This window comes from Rhodococcus coprophilus NBRC 100603, assembly GCF_001895045.1.
GTDB classification, from domain to species: domain Bacteria; phylum Actinomycetota; class Actinomycetes; order Mycobacteriales; family Mycobacteriaceae; genus Rhodococcus; species Rhodococcus coprophilus.
The window spans coordinates 17476-35568 of the sequence record NZ_BDAM01000010.1 but is presented as its reverse complement, the minus strand read 5'-3'; the positions used below and the strand labels follow the sequence as shown (position 1 = coordinate 35568).

The window sequence follows — 18093 nt, the reverse complement described above, 5'->3', positions numbered from 1 at the left end:
GTTGCTGTCAGGGGGCACTCGGGGCCTGAGCGGCCCTGGCGCGACCCGTCAGATCCGCGAGTGTCAACCGGTGACGCGGTTCGTGCTCGGCGATCATCGTTCGGGATACCTCGTGGTTCGGTCCGACGTGCAGGAGTTCCCCCGACGCCAGCGACTCCCATCCGGGGTCCTCGTCCATCCGTTCGGTGGCGACCACAACTGCGGGCGTGGAGGACAGGTCGCCCGACCGGGCACGCACGGTCCCGGCGGCACTCGCGTGCTCTAGATGACGACTTCCACCCGGGCCACCCGCCTGCCGCGGCAGAACCAGCAGGTCGTGCGTGTCGGGGTACCGGAATGCCCACAGCTCCTGGGCGCTGACGAGCACGAAGTTCAGCGACAGGATCCTCAGGTGGTCCGCCATCCATCCGACCGCCGAGGTGATCCCCGCGCCGACATCGCCGTCGTGCTCGTCGGTGTGCCGAGTGATCAGCGCGAAGTACCGTTCCGAATCGGTGTCACCGTGAACGAGTCTTCGGTAGTCGCCGAGTTCGGCCTCCAGCAGTGGCAGGTCCTCGATCACCCCGTTGTGCGCGAACAGCCGGCCGTTCTGCTCGAACGGATGGGTGTTGGCCGGGACGGTCCCGCCGGTCGTTGCATACCGGACGTGAGCGACGAAAGTCCGGGACATTCGTTCCTTCGCCTCGAGGGCGAACTGCCGGTCCTCATACGCCGCGATCGGCTGCTTCTCGACCAGCGGCGTGTCGTCGTCCGTGAACGTGCCGAGACCGGTGCCGTCGGGCATGCGGCGACTCTGCTGGGCGAGACTGTCCTCGGCGTCGATGAGCCAGAAAGTGGCGTGCACACGGTGCGGTGCTGCGGACATCCCGAACAGTCGGCACATGCCGTCGTCCTCTCCGTCGAAGCAGGATCCTCACCCAGTATGACCACGGCAAGAGCGCCGCCGGGCTCGTTCCACACCGGAAAACCGGCTCTGCCGACGTGCGACTGCGCGTCCGGAACCGAGCCTCGAGGCCCGACGGGACTTCGGGATCGGGGCTACGGTGAGAGAAAACGAAAGGGAGCAAATGCGTATTCGCGACAAGGTATTCGTCGTCACCGGTGGCGGCAACGGAATCGGACGAGACGTCGTCCTCGAACTTCTCGTCCGCGGGGCGCGCGTCGCGGCGGTCGACCTCCGCAGCGAGGGTCTCGACGGAACCCGGGTCCTCGCACCCGCCGCCGGCGACCGGCTGACGACGCACACGGTCGACGTGTCGGATCGAAACGCCGTCGAAGCGCTCGTCGCCGAGGTGACCGCCGCTCACGGGCACGTGGACGGCATCGCGAACGTCGCCGGAATCATCCAGCACTTCGTGCCCTTCACCGAGCTTTCGTACGACGAGATGGCCAAGGTGATGGACGTGAACTATTGGGGCGTCGTGCACATGTGCAGGGCCTTCCTCCCCGCGCTGATGAAGCGTCCGGAAGCCAGTGTGCTCAACGTGTCCAGCATGGGTGGCCTCGCACCGGTTCCCGGCCAGGCCGTGTACGGTGCCAGCAAGGCCGCGGTCAAGCTTCTGACCGAAGGCCTGTATGCCGAACTCCGCACCACGAATGTGGCGGTGACACTTGTCTTTCCCGGCGCGGTCCGCACAGGCATCGCCGAGAACTCGGGGGCGTCGATCCCCGGCCGTGACACCGACGCGCAGGCTGCGAAGATCACCTCGTCCGCGGCTGCAGCGCTACGCATCGCGAACGCCATCGAAAAGGGCACGTTCCGCCTGTGCATCGGCAGGGATGCCACGATGATCGATCTGCTGTCACGGATGATGCCGCGCCGCACGATCGAACTCGTCGCGAAGAGAATGGCTTCGCTCGTCGAGCACTGAGGGTCAGGCGGACCGCCGGCCCTACGACTGCTTCTTGTCGGGCTTTTCGGTCTCGGTGGCCGGACCGGCGGGAGTAGCCCCACCCTCGGTGGTCCACTCCGTCGACTCGCCCTCCGTGGAGCGTGCGGGATCCGACACGACGTCGGGTGCCGCATCCTCTCTACCGTGATCGGTCGAAGTGGTTTCGGGGTCCTTGTGGTCGGCCACTGCATGCTCCTTCGTCGGGACGTTCGCGACGGGTACCCACATCGGTGATGCTCAATCGCTCGTGTGGAACACCGCCGTGCAGGGTATCGAACACAAGCCGTGCCGGGTATCGAACACAACAAGCCCGACGACCGACGGAGGCGACCGTGTCCGATCAGGATTCGAACCGGATGCAACACCCGGCCTGCAACACCCGATTCCCCCGCTGAGCAGCAGCCCGAGATCGGATACCCAGGTGCCACCGACGAGCCACCAAAGCCGGCATCGTCGACTTCACGAAGGGGCTCGCCTCGGACGTCGCGGGCAAAGGGGTCCGGGTCAATGCTGTTGCGCCTGGTCCTATCTGGACACCGTTGATCCCTGCGACCCTGCCGAAGGACGCGTACGAGCAGTTCGGCAAGGATGACCCCCTCGGCCGACCGGCCGGCCCGCGGAGTCGGCTCCCGCGTACGTATTCCTGCGCTGCGCAGGACTCGAGTTACATCACGGGGAGACCATCGCGGTAACGGGCGGGGGTGCCGTTCACCTGAGATGAGGTACCCGGCCGTTGTCAGCGCCGATGTCGCGGAGCATCGGCGGGCGGGCTCGGGAACGGGCAGTCACCGCACACTCCGCCGCCCGGGGTGCGGTAGAACAGGCAGCAACTGCGGCGCCGCCGTGTGGACGGGTCCAGAGCCGCGCGCAACCGTGGCTCGGCGAGCAGTGCCTCGACGTGCGGTATCGCGGGATCTCCGACCACCTGAACGACACCGGTCAGGGCGGAGGCTGTGTTGCCCCACATCGCACCGGGTGCGAGGACACTTCCCCACGCCGTGATGAGCGGTTCGATCTGCCCGTCGAGCACCTCGGCGGACGGCGATGCTCCGAATTGCGGATCGGGAAGATGCAGCAGGAGGGTGCCGCCCTCGGTCTTCCACAGCAATCGTTCCGGTTCCAGCCCGATGCACCTACCCGACACCGCGACCGAGCCCACCGCGACGGACCACAACCGCGCCGCGTAACCGAGGTGCAGTGTCGAGGCCGCGACCCGCGCTTCGGTGATTCCCATCCGTTCGGCGGTCGCGGCGATCAGAGCGTCGCGTGTGAGGGGATCGCGCAGCGTCGTCGTCGGTTGCCAACGTCCGTCCGGAACGGGGCCTGTACCGACGGCGAAAAACGGACTCAGGGATGCGATCCGTTCGAGTACCCCGGCTGCGTCGGTCACGACGGTCTTCGTCTCCTGGCTCTCGGGTCCTCGCTCGCCTCCGCCGTCGAGCCCCTTTGCGGGCGGGGCCGAAACGGGGGCGCGCTCACCGATTACGGGTGCGGGGCGAACGCGGTTCTACTCGCTGGTCGTCTCGACTCGGGAAGGTAGCACAGGCTCCGGGCGTGAAAGGGTGTCCCTCGCGAAGCCGACTATCGTGGATTCCACGGCAACCGATCGGAAGGACTGGCATGGGTGTGAGTTTGGCCAAGGGCGGAAATGTCTCGTTGTCGAAGGAGGCGCCGAACCTCACAGCGGTCACCATCGGTCTCGGCTGGGATGTCCGTGCAACCACCGGCGCAGACTTCGACCTCGACGCCACCGCGCTCATGACGGGTACGAACGGCAAGGTGCTCTCGGATCAGCACTTCGTCTTCTACAACAACCTGCGGTCGCCGGACGGTTCCGTCGAGCACACGGGCGACAACCTCACCGGCGAGGGTGACGGTGACGACGAGTCGATCAATGTCGACCTCGTAGCGGTGCCCGCCGAAGTGCAGTCCGTCGTGTTCCCGGTGTCGATCCACGATGCCGATGCTCGCGGGCAGTCGTTCGGTCAGGTCCGCAACGCCTTCATCCGGGTGGTGGACCGATCCAACGATCGCGAACTCGCGCGCTACGACCTGAGCGAGGACGCGTCGTCGGAGACGGCGATGGTGTTCGGCGAACTGTACCGCCGTGGTGCCGAATGGAAGTTCCGGGCGATCGGCCAGGGTTATGCGTCCGGTCTCGCCGGCATCGCCCGCGACTACGGGGTCGATATCGGCTGAGCCGGTCGCGCCGCCGCGGGTTCGTCACCGGACCCGCGGCGTGTCTGCGGAACTGCCGCGAACGCCCCTTACCGGCTCACTCGCGGTGGGACACTGATGGAATGTGCAGATGGATGGCCTACTCCGGTGATCCGATCCTCGCCGAAGATTTGTTGTTCAGGCCGGAGCACTCGCTGATCGACCAGAGCCTGCACTCACATCTCGGTGCCACAACCACAAACGGTGACGGATTCGGAGTCGGCTGGTACGGCTTGGGCGAACGGCCCGCGGTGTTCAAGGGGATCGACCCCGCGTGGAACGACGCGAATCTGCGCGAGATCGCCGCTCAGGTCAGCACCCGCTTGCTGTTCGCGCACATCCGGGCGTCGACCGGAAGCGCCGTCCAGCGAAGCAACAGCCACCCGTTCCGGCACGAGAACTGGCTCTGGATGCACAACGGGAGCATCGAGGGGTTCGACCGGATGAAAAGGGACTTGATCTTCGCGATCGAACCCGAGCTCTACCCCGATATCGAAGGATCCACAGACTCGGAAGTGTTGTTCTTCCTCGCGTTGACGTTCGGATTGTGGGAGGACCCGCTAGGCGCGGTGGGCCGGGCCGTCGGGTTCGTCGAACGCCTCGCACATCGATACGGCATCGAGAACGCGGTACAGATGAGTGCGGCGACGACGGACGGCACCTCTGTGTGGGCGTTCCGGTATTCGACCGAGGGGAAAACACGCTCCCTGTTCTATTCCACCGAGATTTCACGTCTGCGCTCGCTGCACCCCGAGGTGGAAGCTCTCCAGCGTTTCGGGATGACCGCGAGACTGATCGTCTCGGAACCCATACGCGAGTTGCCGGGCGCGTGGAACGAAATGCCCGAAGGGTCCGCGGCGATCGTCCGCGAAGGTCGCGACGACATCGTTCCGTTCATCCCGATCGGTGTGGCGTAGCGAGCGCCGGCGACATGGTGATCGCGTCGGAAACTCCGATACCCGGTGTCCCCGGCGGTTCGCGTGACTGATCGAGCAGCGCTCGGTGGCAGGGCGACCCGCAGGCTGCTGTTGTCGGCCGCGGCGCGGCCGCTGTCGACCACTGTCGTCCTGCTGGTCGTGTATTTCCTTGCGCCGCTTGATGGTGTCGGCAACCTGAGTGCAGTGTTCATGCTGGTCGCCGGTGTGCTCGTGGTGGTTGCGGTGGCCGTCTGGCAGATCAGAAAGGTGATGGGGTCGCAGTATCCGGCTGTGCGGGCCGTCGAAGCGGCCGCCGCCACCGTCGCGGTGTACCTCGTCGGCTATTCCACCCTCTATTACGTGATCTCCGGAACGGACGAGCTGGGATTCAGTGAGGTTCTCTCACGGGTCGATGCACTGTATTTCTCCCTCACCGTGTTCGCCACGGTCGGATTCGGCGACATCGTGGCTACGACGGATGCGACACGAGCGGTCGTGTCGGTCCAGATAGTCGGCAATCTGATTCTCCTCGCGGTCGGCATCCGTGTTCTGACCGGAGTAGTGCAGTGGCGCCGCAGACAACGGGAGAACCCTCCCGTCCCGCCCTCCGGCGGGTAGAACGGCAGTTGGAAGGACCAGGATCGTGACCGGACCCGATTTCCCGACCGACAATGCGGTGTACCTCGACACTCCGGCGCGGAGAGCACGGGGTGAGGAAGCGCGGCGCTCGGTTCCCCTGGAGTCGCTTGCCGCATGCGACAGCGCACCCGACCGCGCCCCCATCGACCTGCTCCTGAAGCAGGCTGCGACCCGGGTGCCCCAACTGGTCCCCGTCAGGCACGGTCGCATGGCCGGCTCACCGTTCGCGTTCTACCGCGGCGCCGCGCTCGTGATGGCCGACGATCTGTCCCGCACTCCGTCCAGCGGGCTGATCACCCAACTGTGCGGTGATGCGCACCTGTCCAATTTCGGCATCTTCGCAACGCCCGAGCGGAAGCTCGCCTTCGACATCAACGATTTCGACGAGACCTACCCCGGTCCGTTCGAGTGGGACGTCAAGCGACTGGCGGCAAGCCTGGCGGTCGCCGCCCGGGACAACGAGTTCACGTCGCGGGAGCGCCGGCGAATGACGAAGGAGTGCGCGTCGGAGTATCGGGAAGCGATGCTGGAACAGGCCGAGCAGGGCAACCTGGCTGTCTGGTATTCCCATATCGAGCCGACCACCGAGATGGTGGAACTGCGCGACGAACTCGACTCCTCGATGAAGAAACGCGTCCGTAAGTTGCTCGGCAAGTCGGCCCACAACGACAGCGTGCAGGCGGCCGGGAAGCTCACGACGGTCGTGGACGGCCGTCGTACGTTCATCAGCCGACCACCGCTGATCGTGCCGATCGAGGACGTTTTCGCGGACGCCGATGCCACTCAGTTGTACGGCGAATTGCGCAGGCGGATAATCGAATACGCTGCGACGTTACAATCGGATCGTCGCACGCTGCTCGGACAGTTCGAATTCGTCCAGGCGGCCCGCAAGGTGGTCGGCGTCGGCAGTGTCGGTACCAGGGCATGGATCGTCCTGATGCGTGGCGCGGACGACGATCCGCTGATCCTGCAGGCCAAGGAGGCACAGAAATCCGTGCTCGCCGACTACGTCGACGGGCCGGTGTGCGAGAACGAAGGCGAACGGGTGGTGCACGGCCAACGGCTGATGCAGGCTGCCAGCGACATCTTCCTCGGATGGCAACAGGGTCCGGGCGTCGACGGCGTCCGCCGGGACTTCTACGTCCGGCAACTGCGCGACGGCAAGGGCTCCGCGGTGGTGGACGCGATGACGCCGACGGGAATGACCTTGTACGGACGGCTCTGCGCTCGCGCCCTCGCATACGGGCATGCTCGCGGTGGCGACCGGACCGCGATCGCGGCGTACCTGGGATCCGGCACCGAATTCGACGACGCGATAGCGGAGTTTGCGGAGGCGTACGCGAAGAGGAACGTCCGGGACCACCAGACGTTGCTCGCGGCGATCGATTCCGGCCGCATCGAGGCCCGGACGGGTCTGTGAGACGGAGGAGGGGCGCTAACGCACCAGCAGCCACTTCCTGTCGTGCCGGTAGAACGTGGAGCGCTTCAGCGCTCGTGGATTCGCGACCCCGTCGCGGGTGACCGTCGCGGCCGGTGAACCCAGTTGCATCGCGCGTCCCTCCAGCCACTTGTAACCGCCGAACCAGCGCGGCCGGTCGATGGCGGCGCGCAGGCCCGGCATCGCCGGAGTCGGCTCGATGCGGATTCCCGGCACCGTGCCGGAGAACAGGCGGGTGTCGTCGACGTACGCCTCACCGACGAGGTCGGATTCGTCACCACACACCAGTGCTCTGCCGACGAGCGCGATACCGGAGTCGTCGCGGATGAGGGGAATCGGCGTCGCCTCGCTCTGCAGCGCGACGGTCGCCGCCTTGGATCCGCTGCGCAGTCCGTAGGCCTCGGTCGCCGGAGTGCGTGACTCCGGTACGTAGGCGAGTTCGATGTCGAGGCGGTCGAGACGCATCAGCCGGGTCAGTGTCGCGGCGAAAGCAGCGTCGTCTCCGACGACGATCAGCCGGGGGTTCTCCACCGAATCGACCTGGGCGAGGACGTCCTCGAAGTCGCCCTTTTCCGGAAGGGCGGGAGCAGACAACGTCGTCTCCGGGGTGAGAGTCAGTGGCAGGGGTACCTCGCCACATCTGAACACTACCGGCGTCAACAGATCTCCTCGCGGATGTCGGGTTCGTGCGGTCTCGGCTCGGCTCCACTCTAAACGGAAGGCGACCAATGAGGGTGGACCAGCCGGGCACCGCGCGCCCTCCGGTTCGTCTCGGGTTCCGGCGAGAGCGATGCCGGGCCCGTCGGCCGAAGGGGAGTGGACTACACTGTGGTCCCGGCTGCTGTCCGGTTCGAGGGCAGGACCCTGCTGGGCGAGACCGCCCGCACGTACCACTCGTCTGAGGAGAGCGCGACATGCCGGCAATCGTCCTGATCGGAGCCCAATGGGGCGACGAGGGCAAGGGCAAAGCTACCGACCTGTTCGGCGGACGTCTGCAATGGGTGGTGCGTTACCAGGGCGGAAACAACGCCGGGCACACCGTGGTGCTCCCCAACGGTGACAAGTTCGCTCTGCACCTGATTCCGTCGGGCATCCTGACGCCGGGCGTCACCAACGTCATCGGCAACGGCGTCGTCGTCGACCCGGGTGTGCTGCTCACCGAACTCGCCGGCCTCGAAGAGCGCGACGTCGATACGTCCCGCCTGCTGCTCTCGGCCGACGCGCACCTGATCATGCCGTACCACGTGGCCATCGACAAGGTCACCGAGCGCTTCCTCGGCAAGAGCAAGATCGGCACCACCGGCCGCGGAATCGGGCCGTGCTACCAGGACAAACTCGCCCGCGTGGGTGTCCGGGTCGCCGACGTTCTCGACGAGAAGATCTTCACTCAGAAGGTGGAGGCGGCACTCGAGTTCAAGAACCAGGTGCTCGTCAAGATCTACAACCGCAAGGCGCTCGATCCCGAGCAGGTCGTCGAGGAAGTCCTCACCCAGGCCGAGGGATTCAAGCACCGCATCACCGACACTCGCCTCGAGCTGAACAACGCGCTCGACCGTGGTGAGACGGTCCTCCTCGAGGGGTCGCAGGGCACGTTGCTCGACGTGGACCACGGCACCTACCCGTACGTCACGTCGTCCAACCCCACCGCAGGCGGCGCGGCGGTCGGATCGGGCATCGGCCCCACGAAGATCACGACCGTCCTCGGAATCCTCAAGGCGTACACGACGCGCGTCGGTTCGGGCCCGTTCCCGACCGAACTGTTCGACAACTACGGCGAATACCTGGCGAAGAAGGGCGGCGAGGTCGGTGTCACCACCGGTCGCGCGCGCCGCACCGGGTGGTTCGACGCAGTGATCGCCCGCTACGCCACCCGCGTCAACGGCATCACCGACTACTTCCTCACCAAGCTCGACGTGCTGTCCGGCCTCGACACCGTGCCGATCTGCGTCGGATACGAGGTCGACGGGGTCCGCGTCGACGAGATGCCGATGACGCAGACCGACGTGCACCACGCCAAGCCGATCTACGAAGAGATGCCGGGTTGGTGGGAGGACATCTCCCACGCCCGCACCTTCGAGGAGCTTCCGAAGAACGCGCAGGACTACGTGCTGCGGCTCGAAGAGCTTTCGGGAGCGTTCATCTCGTGCATCGGCGTCGGTCCCGGCCGGGACGAGACGATCGTCCGCCGCGACGTCATTCGCTGACGCGTCGCCGCTGTCCGTCCGGGCCCGCCCGACTGGCCTGATCTGATCGGTCCACTTTCGGCGATACTGGACCGGTGATCACGCGCGCGATAGGGGCCGGGGCGCTCGTTCGCGACCTCGGGAATTGGCAGGACACCGGTGACCGCAGGCCGGCGTACCGCGCGCTGGCCGACGGCATCCGTCTGCTGGTCCACGACGGGCGGCTGCCACTCGGGGTGGCTCTGCCCAGTGAACGCGAGCTTGCGTCCGCGCTGTCGCTGAGCCGTACCACCGTCACCGCGGCCTACACCGCCCTGAGGGATGCGGGTTACCTTCGCAGTCGGCAGGGCGCGCGCAGCACCGTGGCGATGCCGGCCGAAGGAGACAGGCCGCCGTCGTCCAGACGGGTGGTCGAAGGGGCGACGGTCGATCTCCGCAACGCCTCGCTCGCCGCTCCGGCGTCGGCGATCGAAGCCGCATACGGTGCGGCGCTGGGTTCGATGTCGGCGTACCTGGGGTCGCACGGTATGGAACCGGTCGGTGTGGCGGTGCTGCGCGACGTGATCGCCCGCCGCTACCGCGACCGCGGACTTCCCACCACCCCGGATCAGATCATGGTGACCTCCGGGGCGCAGCACGCGATGCGGCTTCTGCTCGGTGTGCTCGCCGACCCCGGCGACCGGGTGATCGTCGACCACCCGACCTACCCCAACGCCCTCGAGGCGATCCGGCGTCACGGGGCGCGGCCGGTACCGGTTCCGGTTCGACCCGAAGACGGGCCCGCCGGCGGCTGGGACCTCGACGGACTGGCCGGGGCTGCCCGTCTGGCCGGCGCGCGCACCGCCTTCCTGGTGCCGGACTTCCACAACCCGACCGGGCTGTGCCTCGACGCGGACGGCAGGGCCGAACTGGCCCGCATCATGCGTGATGCCCGTGTGACGCTCGTCGTCGACGAGACGATGGTGGACCTGTGGCTGGATTCCCCGCCGCCGCCACCCGTCGCCGCGACACCGTTCGGCGGGCAGGTGGTCACCGTCGGGTCGACGGGCAAGTCGTTATGGGGTGGGTTGCGGGTGGGCTGGATCCGAGGCGATCGGGACCTGATCGTGCGACTCACCGGAGCGCGCGCGGCAGTGGATCTGGGGACACCGGTGATGGAACAGCTTGCCGCCGCGCATCTGCTCGAGGACGTCGAGGATCTGCTCGACTCGCGTCGTCGCACACTCCGCGAGCGGCGTGCCGTGCTCGTCGACGCCCTCGCGGATCTGCTGCCGACGTGGCAGTACACGCTCGGGCAGGGCGGCATGTCGCTGTGGGCGAGGATGCCCGAACCGGTGTCGACCGCTCTCGCTGCGACGGGCCCGGCTCACGGGGTGCTCCTGGCAGCCGGTCCGCGGTTCGGTGTGCAGGGCGCCTTCGAACGTTTCGTGCGGTTGCCCTACACCCAGGAACCCGACGCGCTGAGGCGGGGAATCGAATCAGTGGCCGCGGCCTACCGCGCCGTCGCGGCGGGTTCGGACCTCGACGAGAGCAGGATCGTCGTCTGACCTACGGTGAAAACCGGTGGCCCGCTGGAAGTTCCGACGGGGCACCGGTCGACGCTCGGCTGTGTCAGACCCAGAGGGTCTCGATGTCGGTCGCCTCGGCGGCCGGTGCTGCCGGTTCGCCCGACGGGGTGCGGGAGAAGCGCGGCGCGGGAGCGTGCTGGACGATACCGTCGATCTCGATGAGCGATTCGCGTGCCACGAGGTGCGCGTTCTGCGGTGCTTCCGCGAAGGTGAGGACCGGGGAGACGCACGCGTCGGTACCGAGGAACACCTCGGACCATTCGTCGCGGGTCTTTGTAAGGAACTTCTCGGCGAACACCTTCTTCATCTCCGGCCACGCGGCCTTGTCGAGCTGGTGCGGCAGATCGGCCGGATCGAGCTCGAGGCCCTTCAGCAGCAGCGCATAGAACTGCGGTTCGATCGCGCCGACGGCCATGTACTTGCCGTCCGAAGTCTCGTACACCTCGTAGAAGTGGGCGCCGGTGTCGAGCATGTTCACGCCACGCTCGTCCGACCACGCACCCTGGCCGCGGAAAGACCACATCATGTGCGACAGGGCGAGGGCGCCGTCGACCATCGCCGCGTCGACGACCTGTCCACGACCGGAGGTCTGCCGCTCGACGAGCGCCGCGAGGATGCCGAAGACGAGGAACATCGAGCCGCCGCCGAAGTCGCCGACCATGTTGAGCGGCGGCACCGGGCGTTCGCCCTCCCGGCCGATCGCGTGCAGCACGCCGGTCAGGGAGATGTAATTGATGTCGTGGCCGGCGGCATTCGCGAGCGGGCCTTCCTGTCCCCAGCCGGTCATGCGGCCGTAGACGATCCGGGGATTGCGCTCGAGCACCACGTCCGGTCCGAGGCCGAGGCGCTCGGTGACGCCCGGCCGGAAGCCCTCGATGAGCACGTCGGCGCGCTCGAGCAACCCGAGCACCTTCTCGACGTCCGCGGGGTCCTTGAGGTTCGCCTCGACGACGCGACGATTGCGCTGAATCGGGTCGCGGTGTCCGGCGGGCGGGATCTCGCCGGGACGCTGCACGATCACGACGTCCGCACCGAGGTCGGCGAGCAGGGTCGCCGCGTGTGGTCCTGGACCGAGCCCCTTGAACTCGACGACGCGGATGCCCGCGAGCGGGCCCTTCTTCTCAACAGCTTCAGCGGACACTCGTCGAACCTCACTCCGATGCGTAGGGACTCTCCGACCGGGACAGTACCTTAGCGATCGCTCAGCAATATGAGCGTGGTCACGGTGTCGAAGATCACGCCTCGTACAGGTCGGCCTCGCTCAGCCCGGTCGCTTCGAATGCCTCTTCGAGGTTGTCGTGCCGCACCACCATGACGACCTGATCGTCGACCACGCGGAAGGCGATCGCCTCGTCGACCGGGGTACCCGGCTCGCCCGCCCACGTCGCGCGCTCTTCGACGACCACGATGCCCGCATGGACGAACATCCGTCCGGGCTCGAGGGTGACCCCGGAGGTGGTCGCCCACTCACGCAGCTCGTCGAGACCCTGATCGGCGTCGTCGTCGTCGGTAGGAAGCACGATGTCGTCGCTCGACAGCTCGAGGAGTGTGTCCATGTCGTTGCTGTTGACGGCCTCGTGCCAGGCCAGAACGGTAGCGATCTCGGAGGTACTCATGATCGAAGCCTAGCGTTCCGGCCCTGACGTCGACATCGTTCGTCCGGCCCCGGGTGGGCCCGAATCCGCGGAATCGACCGCCCGGAAGGTCCGTGCCGGGCACAGTGGAACACATGCTGATCACAGGACAACTCGTGAGCTTCGTTCCGAGCACGGACCTGGACGTCTCGGAGATGTTCTACGTCGACACCCTGCAGTTCCCGAAGCTCGGGCGCGATCCGTTCGTCCTGGTGATCGACGGTGGCGACGGCGCCCGCGTCAGGATCACGCTGGTGCAGTCGAGGGGAGAGACCGGCTACACCGCGCTGGGCTGGCGGGTCGCCGACCTCGACGCGACCGTCGACCGGCTCCGCGACAAGGGCGTCGACTTCATCCGGTACAACGGGATGGACCAGGACGACCACGATGCGTGGACCGCACCCGACGGGTCCCGTGTCGCATGGTTCCGCGATCCGCACGGAAACGTGCTCTCCCTCATGCAGGCCGGAACCGACATGCAGGCCGGAACCGACGCCGAACAGTCCTGACGTCGAACCGCCGGCCGGCTCACCCGGCGAGGAATGTGCCCCACACGAATCCGGACAGCAACACCGCGAAGCCGCCCATCTCCCCGGCGATCAACGCGACCATCGCCGCTCCCGTACCGCGGACCGGATGCGCGAACTGGTTGGTGGTGTCGCGCGCGGCGCCGTGCCACACATAACTGGCGATCGCGCCGACGAAGAACACGACGACGACCGCCGGGGCAACCAGGTTCACCGGTGTGGGCCACGCACTGAGTTCCACGAACACCGCGAGGAGCAGCGTCGCGAACGCATACAGCAGCGCGGAGCGGTGCGCGATGTCGACGTACGGATGCGCGAGATGATCCGCAGAGGTCGTCATCTGCCGGTACTTCCATACCCCCAGCCCGAGCGCGGCCAGAAAGATCAGCCCCGCCGCCAGCAAAGTCAGTTCGGTGTCGACCCCCAGATCCATCGCGCCAGTATGGGGCACCCCTCAGCTACATCCGCTGGTGCTCCCGCACGACGGGCAGGCGTGGCACGAACCGGCGCGCTGCATGCGGACCCCGCACTGCATGCAGTACGGCGCATCCGGGTTGCCCGGCGACGACGCGGTGAGGCCACCGGGTGCCGGTGGCGTCGCGGGTGTCTCCGCGGAGGTACCCGTGTAGGCGGAGAGCGCAGGCGCATCCGGGACGGTACGTTCCTCGCTCGTCAGGATCCCCAATTCGGTGCGTTCCTCCGGATCGAGGTAGTCCACCGCGAGCCGCCGGAAGATGTAGTCGAGGATCGACGTGGCGATCCGGAGATCGGGGTCGTCGGTGATCCCGGCCGGCTCGAAACGGGTACTCGTGAACGCCCGGACGAACGTGCGTAACGGAACCCCGTACTGCAGGCCGTAACTGACCGACATCGAGAACGCGTCCATGATCCCGGCAAGAGTCGAGCCCTGTTTCGACACGCGCAGGAACATCTCACCGGGCCTGCCGTCGGCGTACTCGCCGACCGTGACGAAGCCCTTGCAGTCGGCGACCCGGAACTCGAAGGTGCGCGATCGCCGGGTGCGTGGCATCCGTTCGCGCCTGGGCGCCGGTAGGGGCGCTGTGGCCGCGACCCGGTCCGCCGGGCGGGCCGTAGCCGACAACGGCTGACCCAGTTTGCAGTTGTCGCGATACACCGCGAGGGCTTTGAGCCCGAGCCGCCACGCATCGACGTACAGGTCGGAGATGTCCTCCACCGTCGCCGATTCGGGAAGATTCACGGTCTTGGAGATCGCACCCGACAGGAACGGCTGGACCGCCGCCATCATCCCCACGTGCCCGCGCGGCGCGATCACGTTGTCGCCCATGGACGTCGCGAACACCGGTCGGTCTTCGTCCCGGACGTGCGGCGCGCCGTCGATCGTGTGGTGGAGGTCCAGATACGCGACGATGTCCGCCACCCGCGCCGGGTCGTATCCGAGTCGCGACAGTGCGCGCGGCACAGTGCGATTGACAATGGACAGCGATCCACCGCCGACAAGTTTCTTCGTCTTGACGAGGGCCAGATCCGGTTCGATGCCGGTGGTGTCGCAGTCCATCGCCAGACCGATCGTGCCGGTCGGTGCCAGCACGGACACCTGACTGTTGCGCACGCCGTGTGCGGTGCCGTCGGCGATCGCGCGATCCCACGACTCGCGAGCGGCGGACAGGACTTCCGGCGGCGCGAGGTCGGTGTCGATGTCGTCGAGTGCTCCCCGGTGCTTGGCGAGCACCCCGAGCATCGGCTCGCGGTTCTCGGGGAACCCGTCGAACGGTCCGAGGCGCTGGGCGAGTTGTGCGGAGACCTCGTAGGCGACTCCCGTCATCAGCGCGGTGACGGCTGCCGCCCATGCGCGACCCGCATCACTGTCGTACGGCAGACCCGAGGCCATCAGCAGCGCACCGAGATTCGCGTATCCGAGGCCGAGTTGCCGGAACCGCCGGGACGTCTCCCCGATCTTGCCTGTGGGGTAGTCGGCGCGGCCCACGAGAATTTCCTGGGCGGTGAGCATCACCGCGACGGCGTGCCGGAATCCGGCCACGTCGAACGTACCGTCCTCGCGGAGGAAGGTCAGCAGATTCAGGCTGGCGAGGTTGCAGGCCGAGTCGTCGAGGTGCATGTACTCCGAACACGGATTCGACGCGTTGATCCGGCCCGTCGCCGGAGCGGTGTGCCAGGCATTGATCGTGGAGTCGTACTGCATGCCGGGGTCGGCGCATTCCCACGTCGCGGCCGCGATGCGCTGCAAGAGGTCCCGGGCACGAACGGTACGCAGCACTTCGCCCGTGACGACGGCGCGCAGCGGCCATTCCGTGTCGTCGACCACCGCGCGCATGAAGTCGTCGGTCACCCGCACCGAGTTGTTGGCGTTCTGGTACTGGACCGAATAGGTGTCGGCACCGTCGAGGCTCATGTCGAAACCGGCCTCTGCGAGCACCCGCGCCTTCCGCTCTTCGATGGCCTTGCACTCGACGAACTCCTCGATGTCGGGATGAGCGACGTCGAGGATCACCATCTTCGCGGCCCGCCGGGTCTTGCCGCCCGATCTGATGGTGCCCGCAGAGGCGTCGGCGCCGCGCATGAAGCTCACCGGCCCGGACGCGACACCCCCACCGGTCAGGGGTTCGGCCGACGACCGGATGTGCGAGAGGTTCACCCCCGCTCCCGACCCGCCCTTGAAGATCAGTGCTTCCTGCCGGTACCACTCGAGAATCGAGTCGATGCTGTCGTCGACCGACAGGATGAAACACGCACTGGCCTGCTGTGGCTTGTCGGGCACGCCGATGTTGAACCACACCGGGCTGTTGAACGAAGCCCGCTGATGGAGCAGCAAGAACGTCAATTCCGCGGCGAACGCTTCCGGGTCGTCCAGATGGCCGTCGGTGTGCCCCCAGGCCGTGATCGTGTCGACGATCCGGGCCACCACATCACGCAACGACTGTTCGCGCCGGTCGCTGCCGAGCTGTCCCCGGAAGTACTTCTGGGTGACGATGTCGGTGGCGTTCTGGGACCAGAACGCCGGAAACTCGACTCCCGTCTGTTCGAACACCACCTTGCCGGTGCCGTGGTGGACGATCCGCGCGTCGCGTCGCTGCCAGTCCACTTCGTCGGCCGGATCGACGCCCGCTCGCGTGAAGAATCGGGCGTCCGCGCGCGCATCGGCGGACGAGACGGCCCCGGACTGCCGGGTGCTGCTGTGAGGCACTGCACTGGTCATCGCTTTCCTCCAGGGACGGCGATCGATGCCACATATAGTCCCACTATGGTCCCACCGCGTCTCGGCACTCCGCTGTCTCCGTCTGCCACCCGTGTTCTGCTCCTCGGCTCCGGGGAACTCGGCAAAGAGGTGATCATCGCGCTGCAACGACTCGGCGTCGAGGTCATCGCCGTCGACCGCTACTCGAACGCGCCCGGCCAGCAGGTCGCGCACCGTGCTCACACGGTGGACATGAGTGATCCCGAGGCCCTCCTGGCGATCATCGAGGCGGAGCGTCCGCACCTGGTGGTGCCGGAGATCGAGGCCATCGCCACCGACGCGCTGGCTGTGGTCGAAGAACGCGGGCTCGCCGAGGTCATCCCGACCGCCCGCGCGACCCAGCTGACCATGAACCGCGAGGGCATCCGCCGGCTCGCAGCCGAAGAACTCGGCCTGCCCACGTCGCCGTACCGGTTCGCGCAGTCCCTCGACGAAGTCCGGGCCGCCGCCGAGCAGGTCGGATTCCCGTGTGTGATCAAGCCCGTGATGTCCTCGTCGGGCAAGGGCCAGTCGACGGTGCGTTCGGCCGACGACCTCGCCGGTGCGTGGGAGTACGCGCTCGCCGGGGGACGCATCAACCACGGCACCGTGATCGTGGAGGGATTCGTCGATTTCGATTACGAGATCACGCAGCTCACCGTGCGGGCGATCGGCGAGTCGGGCGAGGTCGAGACGTATTTCTGCGATCCCATCGGGCATGTGCAGCGCGACGGCGACTACGTCGAGTCGTGGCAGCCGCAACCGATGAGCGAGGCTGCTCTCGCACGTGCCCGTGAGGTCGCCGCGGCGGTGACCGCGGCGCTCGGCGGCCGCGGCGTCTTCGGCGTCGAGCTGTTCGTCAAGGGCGACGAGGTCTACTTCTCCGAGGTCAGTCCTCGCCCGCACGACACCGGACTGGTCACGTTGCGCACCCAGCGTTACTCCGAATTCGAACTTCACGCCCGTGCGATCCTCGGGCTGCCGGTCGACACCACGATGCTCACCCCGGGGGCGTCCGCGGTGATCTACGGCGGAGTCGACGCCACGGGCATCGCATTCGACGGGGTCGCCGACGCGCTGCGGGTGCCCGAAACGGACCTGCGACTGTTCGGCAAGCCCGAATCGTTCCGCCGGCGCCGGATGGGGGTCGCGGTGTCGACCGCGGCGGACATCGAGACCGCACGTGCACGCGCGACCGAAGCCGCGTCACGCGTACGGCCTACCGCTTCGTGAGCGCAGGCGCGGAGGTCCTCGTCGGCCTCGTCATCCTCGTCGGGCTCCTCGGTATCGTCCTGCCGATTCTGCCGGGCACGTTGCTCATCTTCGCGGCCATCGCGGTGTGGGCGTTCGTCACCGGCGGTGCGGTTGCGTGGACGGTCTTCGCGATCGCGGCGCTCGCGCTGGTGGTCACCGCCGTCGTGAAGTACACCTGGCCCGGTCGGCGTCTGCAGCAGGCCGGTGTACCGAACCGGTCGCTGATGATCGGCGGGCTGGTCGGCATCGTGGGCTTCTTCGTGATCCCGGTGATCGGCCTCGTACTCGGCTTCCTGCTGGGCGTGTACGTCTCGGAGGTGCAGCGGCACCGCACCCATACCGACGCGTGGCGGTCCACCGTGGCGGCGACGAAGGCTGCGGGATTGTCGATCCTCGTGGAACTGTTCGGGGCGCTGATCGCGGCGGGAGCGTGGCTCGCCGCGGTGTTGTTCTGGTAGGAGTCCACCTCCTGCTCAGGCCGGGACCGGTGATGTTTACGCGCTCGATCCGATGTGTTACGCCGTTGAAATGTGCCGGGGCCTAACGTCGTTGCCATCAGCGGTTCAGCGTCGAACCCACCGACAGTCACGTCGCTGCCACCGGAGGTGGG

Annotated in this window: 19 protein-coding genes; 11 read left to right on the top strand and 8 right to left on the bottom strand. The window is 67.1% G+C overall.

Annotation, left to right across the window (positions count from 1 at the left end; translation table 11 throughout):
* Window positions 1-7: 7 nt before the first annotated feature.
* The gene (locus tag RDCOP1_RS16770) at window positions 8-883 is read right to left on the bottom strand and encodes a class II glutamine amidotransferase (protein WP_072702870.1); all 876 of its coding nucleotides are present in this window, start codon (window positions 881-883) and stop codon (window positions 8-10) included.
* Between the two features lie 184 nt (window positions 884-1067).
* On the opposite strand from RDCOP1_RS16770, the gene RDCOP1_RS16765 reads away from it, so the two are divergent.
* Window positions 1068-1871, top strand: coding sequence for an SDR family NAD(P)-dependent oxidoreductase (locus tag RDCOP1_RS16765; protein ID WP_072702868.1), 804 nt, complete (start codon window positions 1068-1070; stop codon window positions 1869-1871).
* 21 nt (window positions 1872-1892) lie between these two features.
* On the opposite strand, the gene RDCOP1_RS16760 is transcribed toward RDCOP1_RS16765, so the two are convergent.
* Window positions 1893-2078, bottom strand: a complete 186-nt coding sequence (locus tag RDCOP1_RS16760) for a hypothetical protein (protein ID WP_231922896.1) — start codon at window positions 2076-2078, stop codon at window positions 1893-1895.
* 227 nt (window positions 2079-2305) lie between these two features.
* On the opposite strand from RDCOP1_RS16760, the gene RDCOP1_RS16755 reads away from it, so the two are divergent.
* Window positions 2306-2584 (top strand): SDR family oxidoreductase, encoded by a 279-nt coding sequence (locus RDCOP1_RS16755; protein ID WP_084722667.1) that lies wholly within the window; start codon window positions 2306-2308, stop codon window positions 2582-2584.
* Window positions 2585-2628: 44 nt separating this feature from the next.
* On the opposite strand, the gene RDCOP1_RS16750 is transcribed toward RDCOP1_RS16755, so the two are convergent.
* Entirely contained in the window at window positions 2629-3282 is a 654-nt protein-coding gene (locus tag RDCOP1_RS16750; RefSeq protein ID WP_072702864.1) for a (2Fe-2S)-binding protein, read from the bottom strand.
* 230 nt (window positions 3283-3512) lie between these two features.
* On the opposite strand from RDCOP1_RS16750, the gene RDCOP1_RS16745 reads away from it, so the two are divergent.
* The 4 genes from RDCOP1_RS16745 to RDCOP1_RS16730 all read left to right on the top strand — a co-directional run bounded on the left by RDCOP1_RS16745 (window position 3513) and on the right by RDCOP1_RS16730 (window position 7085).
* Entirely contained in the window at window positions 3513-4091 is a 579-nt protein-coding gene (locus tag RDCOP1_RS16745) for a TerD family protein (protein WP_072702862.1), read from the top strand.
* A gap of 113 nt (window positions 4092-4204) precedes the next feature.
* The gene (locus RDCOP1_RS16740) at window positions 4205-5026 is read left to right on the top strand and encodes a class II glutamine amidotransferase (RefSeq protein ID WP_072702860.1); all 822 of its coding nucleotides are present in this window, start codon (window positions 4205-4207) and stop codon (window positions 5024-5026) included.
* Window positions 5027-5089: 63 nt separating this feature from the next.
* Entirely contained in the window at window positions 5090-5644 is a 555-nt protein-coding gene (locus RDCOP1_RS16735) for a potassium channel family protein (protein WP_072702857.1), read from the top strand.
* Between the two features lie 25 nt (window positions 5645-5669).
* Complete coding sequence (locus RDCOP1_RS16730) at window positions 5670-7085, top strand: DUF2252 domain-containing protein (protein WP_084722666.1); 1416 nt, start codon at window positions 5670-5672, stop codon at window positions 7083-7085.
* Between the two features lie 15 nt (window positions 7086-7100).
* Here the strand turns inward: RDCOP1_RS16730 and RDCOP1_RS16725 are convergent, their stop codons facing one another.
* Complete coding sequence (locus RDCOP1_RS16725; RefSeq protein ID WP_239537286.1) at window positions 7101-7763, bottom strand: hypothetical protein; 663 nt, start codon at window positions 7761-7763, stop codon at window positions 7101-7103.
* Window positions 7764-8017: 254 nt separating this feature from the next.
* Between RDCOP1_RS16725 and RDCOP1_RS16720 the strand changes: the two genes are divergently transcribed.
* Both RDCOP1_RS16720 and yczR read left to right on the top strand, forming a co-directional pair.
* Window positions 8018-9307, top strand: a complete 1290-nt coding sequence (locus tag RDCOP1_RS16720) for an adenylosuccinate synthase (protein ID WP_072702851.1) — start codon at window positions 8018-8020, stop codon at window positions 9305-9307.
* A gap of 74 nt (window positions 9308-9381) precedes the next feature.
* The gene (yczR, locus tag RDCOP1_RS16715) at window positions 9382-10833 is read left to right on the top strand and encodes a MocR-like transcription factor YczR (RefSeq protein WP_072702848.1); all 1452 of its coding nucleotides are present in this window, start codon (window positions 9382-9384) and stop codon (window positions 10831-10833) included.
* 64 nt (window positions 10834-10897) lie between these two features.
* On the opposite strand, the gene RDCOP1_RS16710 is transcribed toward yczR, so the two are convergent.
* Together RDCOP1_RS16710 and RDCOP1_RS16705 are read right to left on the bottom strand one after the other, a co-directional pair.
* Window positions 10898-11995: a CaiB/BaiF CoA transferase family protein gene (locus tag RDCOP1_RS16710; protein ID WP_072702845.1), complete on the bottom strand. Its 1098-nt coding sequence runs from the start codon at window positions 11993-11995 to the stop codon at window positions 10898-10900.
* Between the two features lie 94 nt (window positions 11996-12089).
* Window positions 12090-12470, bottom strand: coding sequence for a nuclear transport factor 2 family protein (locus tag RDCOP1_RS16705; RefSeq protein ID WP_072702842.1), 381 nt, complete (start codon window positions 12468-12470; stop codon window positions 12090-12092).
* Window positions 12471-12583: 113 nt separating this feature from the next.
* Between RDCOP1_RS16705 and RDCOP1_RS16700 the strand changes: the two genes are divergently transcribed.
* Window positions 12584-12997, top strand: coding sequence for a VOC family protein (locus RDCOP1_RS16700; RefSeq protein ID WP_072703717.1), 414 nt, complete (start codon window positions 12584-12586; stop codon window positions 12995-12997).
* A 19-nt stretch (window positions 12998-13016) separates the two neighbouring features.
* Here the strand turns inward: RDCOP1_RS16700 and RDCOP1_RS16695 are convergent, their stop codons facing one another.
* Together RDCOP1_RS16695 and RDCOP1_RS16690 are read right to left on the bottom strand one after the other, a co-directional pair.
* On the bottom strand, window positions 13017-13448 hold the full coding sequence (locus tag RDCOP1_RS16695; protein ID WP_072702839.1) for a hypothetical protein: 432 nt from the start codon (window positions 13446-13448) through the stop codon (window positions 13017-13019).
* Between the two features lie 21 nt (window positions 13449-13469).
* Complete coding sequence (locus RDCOP1_RS16690) at window positions 13470-16211, bottom strand: vitamin B12-dependent ribonucleotide reductase (protein WP_072702836.1); 2742 nt, start codon at window positions 16209-16211, stop codon at window positions 13470-13472.
* Between the two features lie 45 nt (window positions 16212-16256).
* Here RDCOP1_RS16690 and purT point away from each other — a divergent pair, with 45 nt between their 5' ends.
* Window positions 16257-17462 carry a formate-dependent phosphoribosylglycinamide formyltransferase gene (gene purT / locus RDCOP1_RS16685; RefSeq protein ID WP_072702833.1) on the top strand — a complete coding sequence of 402 codons (1206 nt, stop codon included), beginning with the start codon at window positions 16257-16259 and terminating at the stop codon, window positions 17460-17462.
* A complete protein-coding gene (locus tag RDCOP1_RS16680; protein WP_072702830.1) occupies window positions 17459-17941 on the top strand; it encodes a DUF456 domain-containing protein in 483 nt (160 codons plus the stop codon). The genes purT and RDCOP1_RS16680 overlap by 4 nt, the downstream gene beginning before the upstream one ends.
* Window positions 17942-18093: the final 152 nt, after the last annotated feature.

Bases quoted from the DNA above. Each gene is read 5' to 3' on its own strand.
- RDCOP1_RS16740 (WP_072702860.1), top strand. From the start codon at position 4,205: ATGGCCTACTCCGGTGATCCGATCCTCGCCGAAGATTTGTTGTTCAGG.
- RDCOP1_RS16695 (WP_072702839.1), bottom strand. From the start codon at position 13,448: ATGGATCTGGGGGTCGACACCGAACTGACTTTGCTGGCGGCGGGGCTG.
- RDCOP1_RS16745 (WP_072702862.1), top strand. From the start codon at position 3,513: ATGGGTGTGAGTTTGGCCAAGGGCGGAAATGTCTCGTTGTCGAAGGAG.
- RDCOP1_RS16765 (WP_072702868.1), top strand. From the start codon at position 1,068: ATGCGTATTCGCGACAAGGTATTCGTCGTCACCGGTGGCGGCAACGGA.
- RDCOP1_RS16700 (WP_072703717.1), top strand. From the start codon at position 12,584: ATGCTGATCACAGGACAACTCGTGAGCTTCGTTCCGAGCACGGACCTG.
- purT (WP_072702833.1), top strand. From the start codon at position 16,257: ATGGTCCCACCGCGTCTCGGCACTCCGCTGTCTCCGTCTGCCACCCGT.
- RDCOP1_RS16770 (WP_072702870.1), bottom strand. From the start codon at position 883: ATGTGCCGACTGTTCGGGATGTCCGCAGCACCGCACCGTGTGCACGCC.
- RDCOP1_RS16705 (WP_072702842.1), bottom strand. From the start codon at position 12,470: ATGAGTACCTCCGAGATCGCTACCGTTCTGGCCTGGCACGAGGCCGTC.
- RDCOP1_RS16720 (WP_072702851.1), top strand. From the start codon at position 8,018: ATGCCGGCAATCGTCCTGATCGGAGCCCAATGGGGCGACGAGGGCAAG.
- RDCOP1_RS16690 (WP_072702836.1), bottom strand. From the start codon at position 16,211: ATGACCAGTGCAGTGCCTCACAGCAGCACCCGGCAGTCCGGGGCCGTC.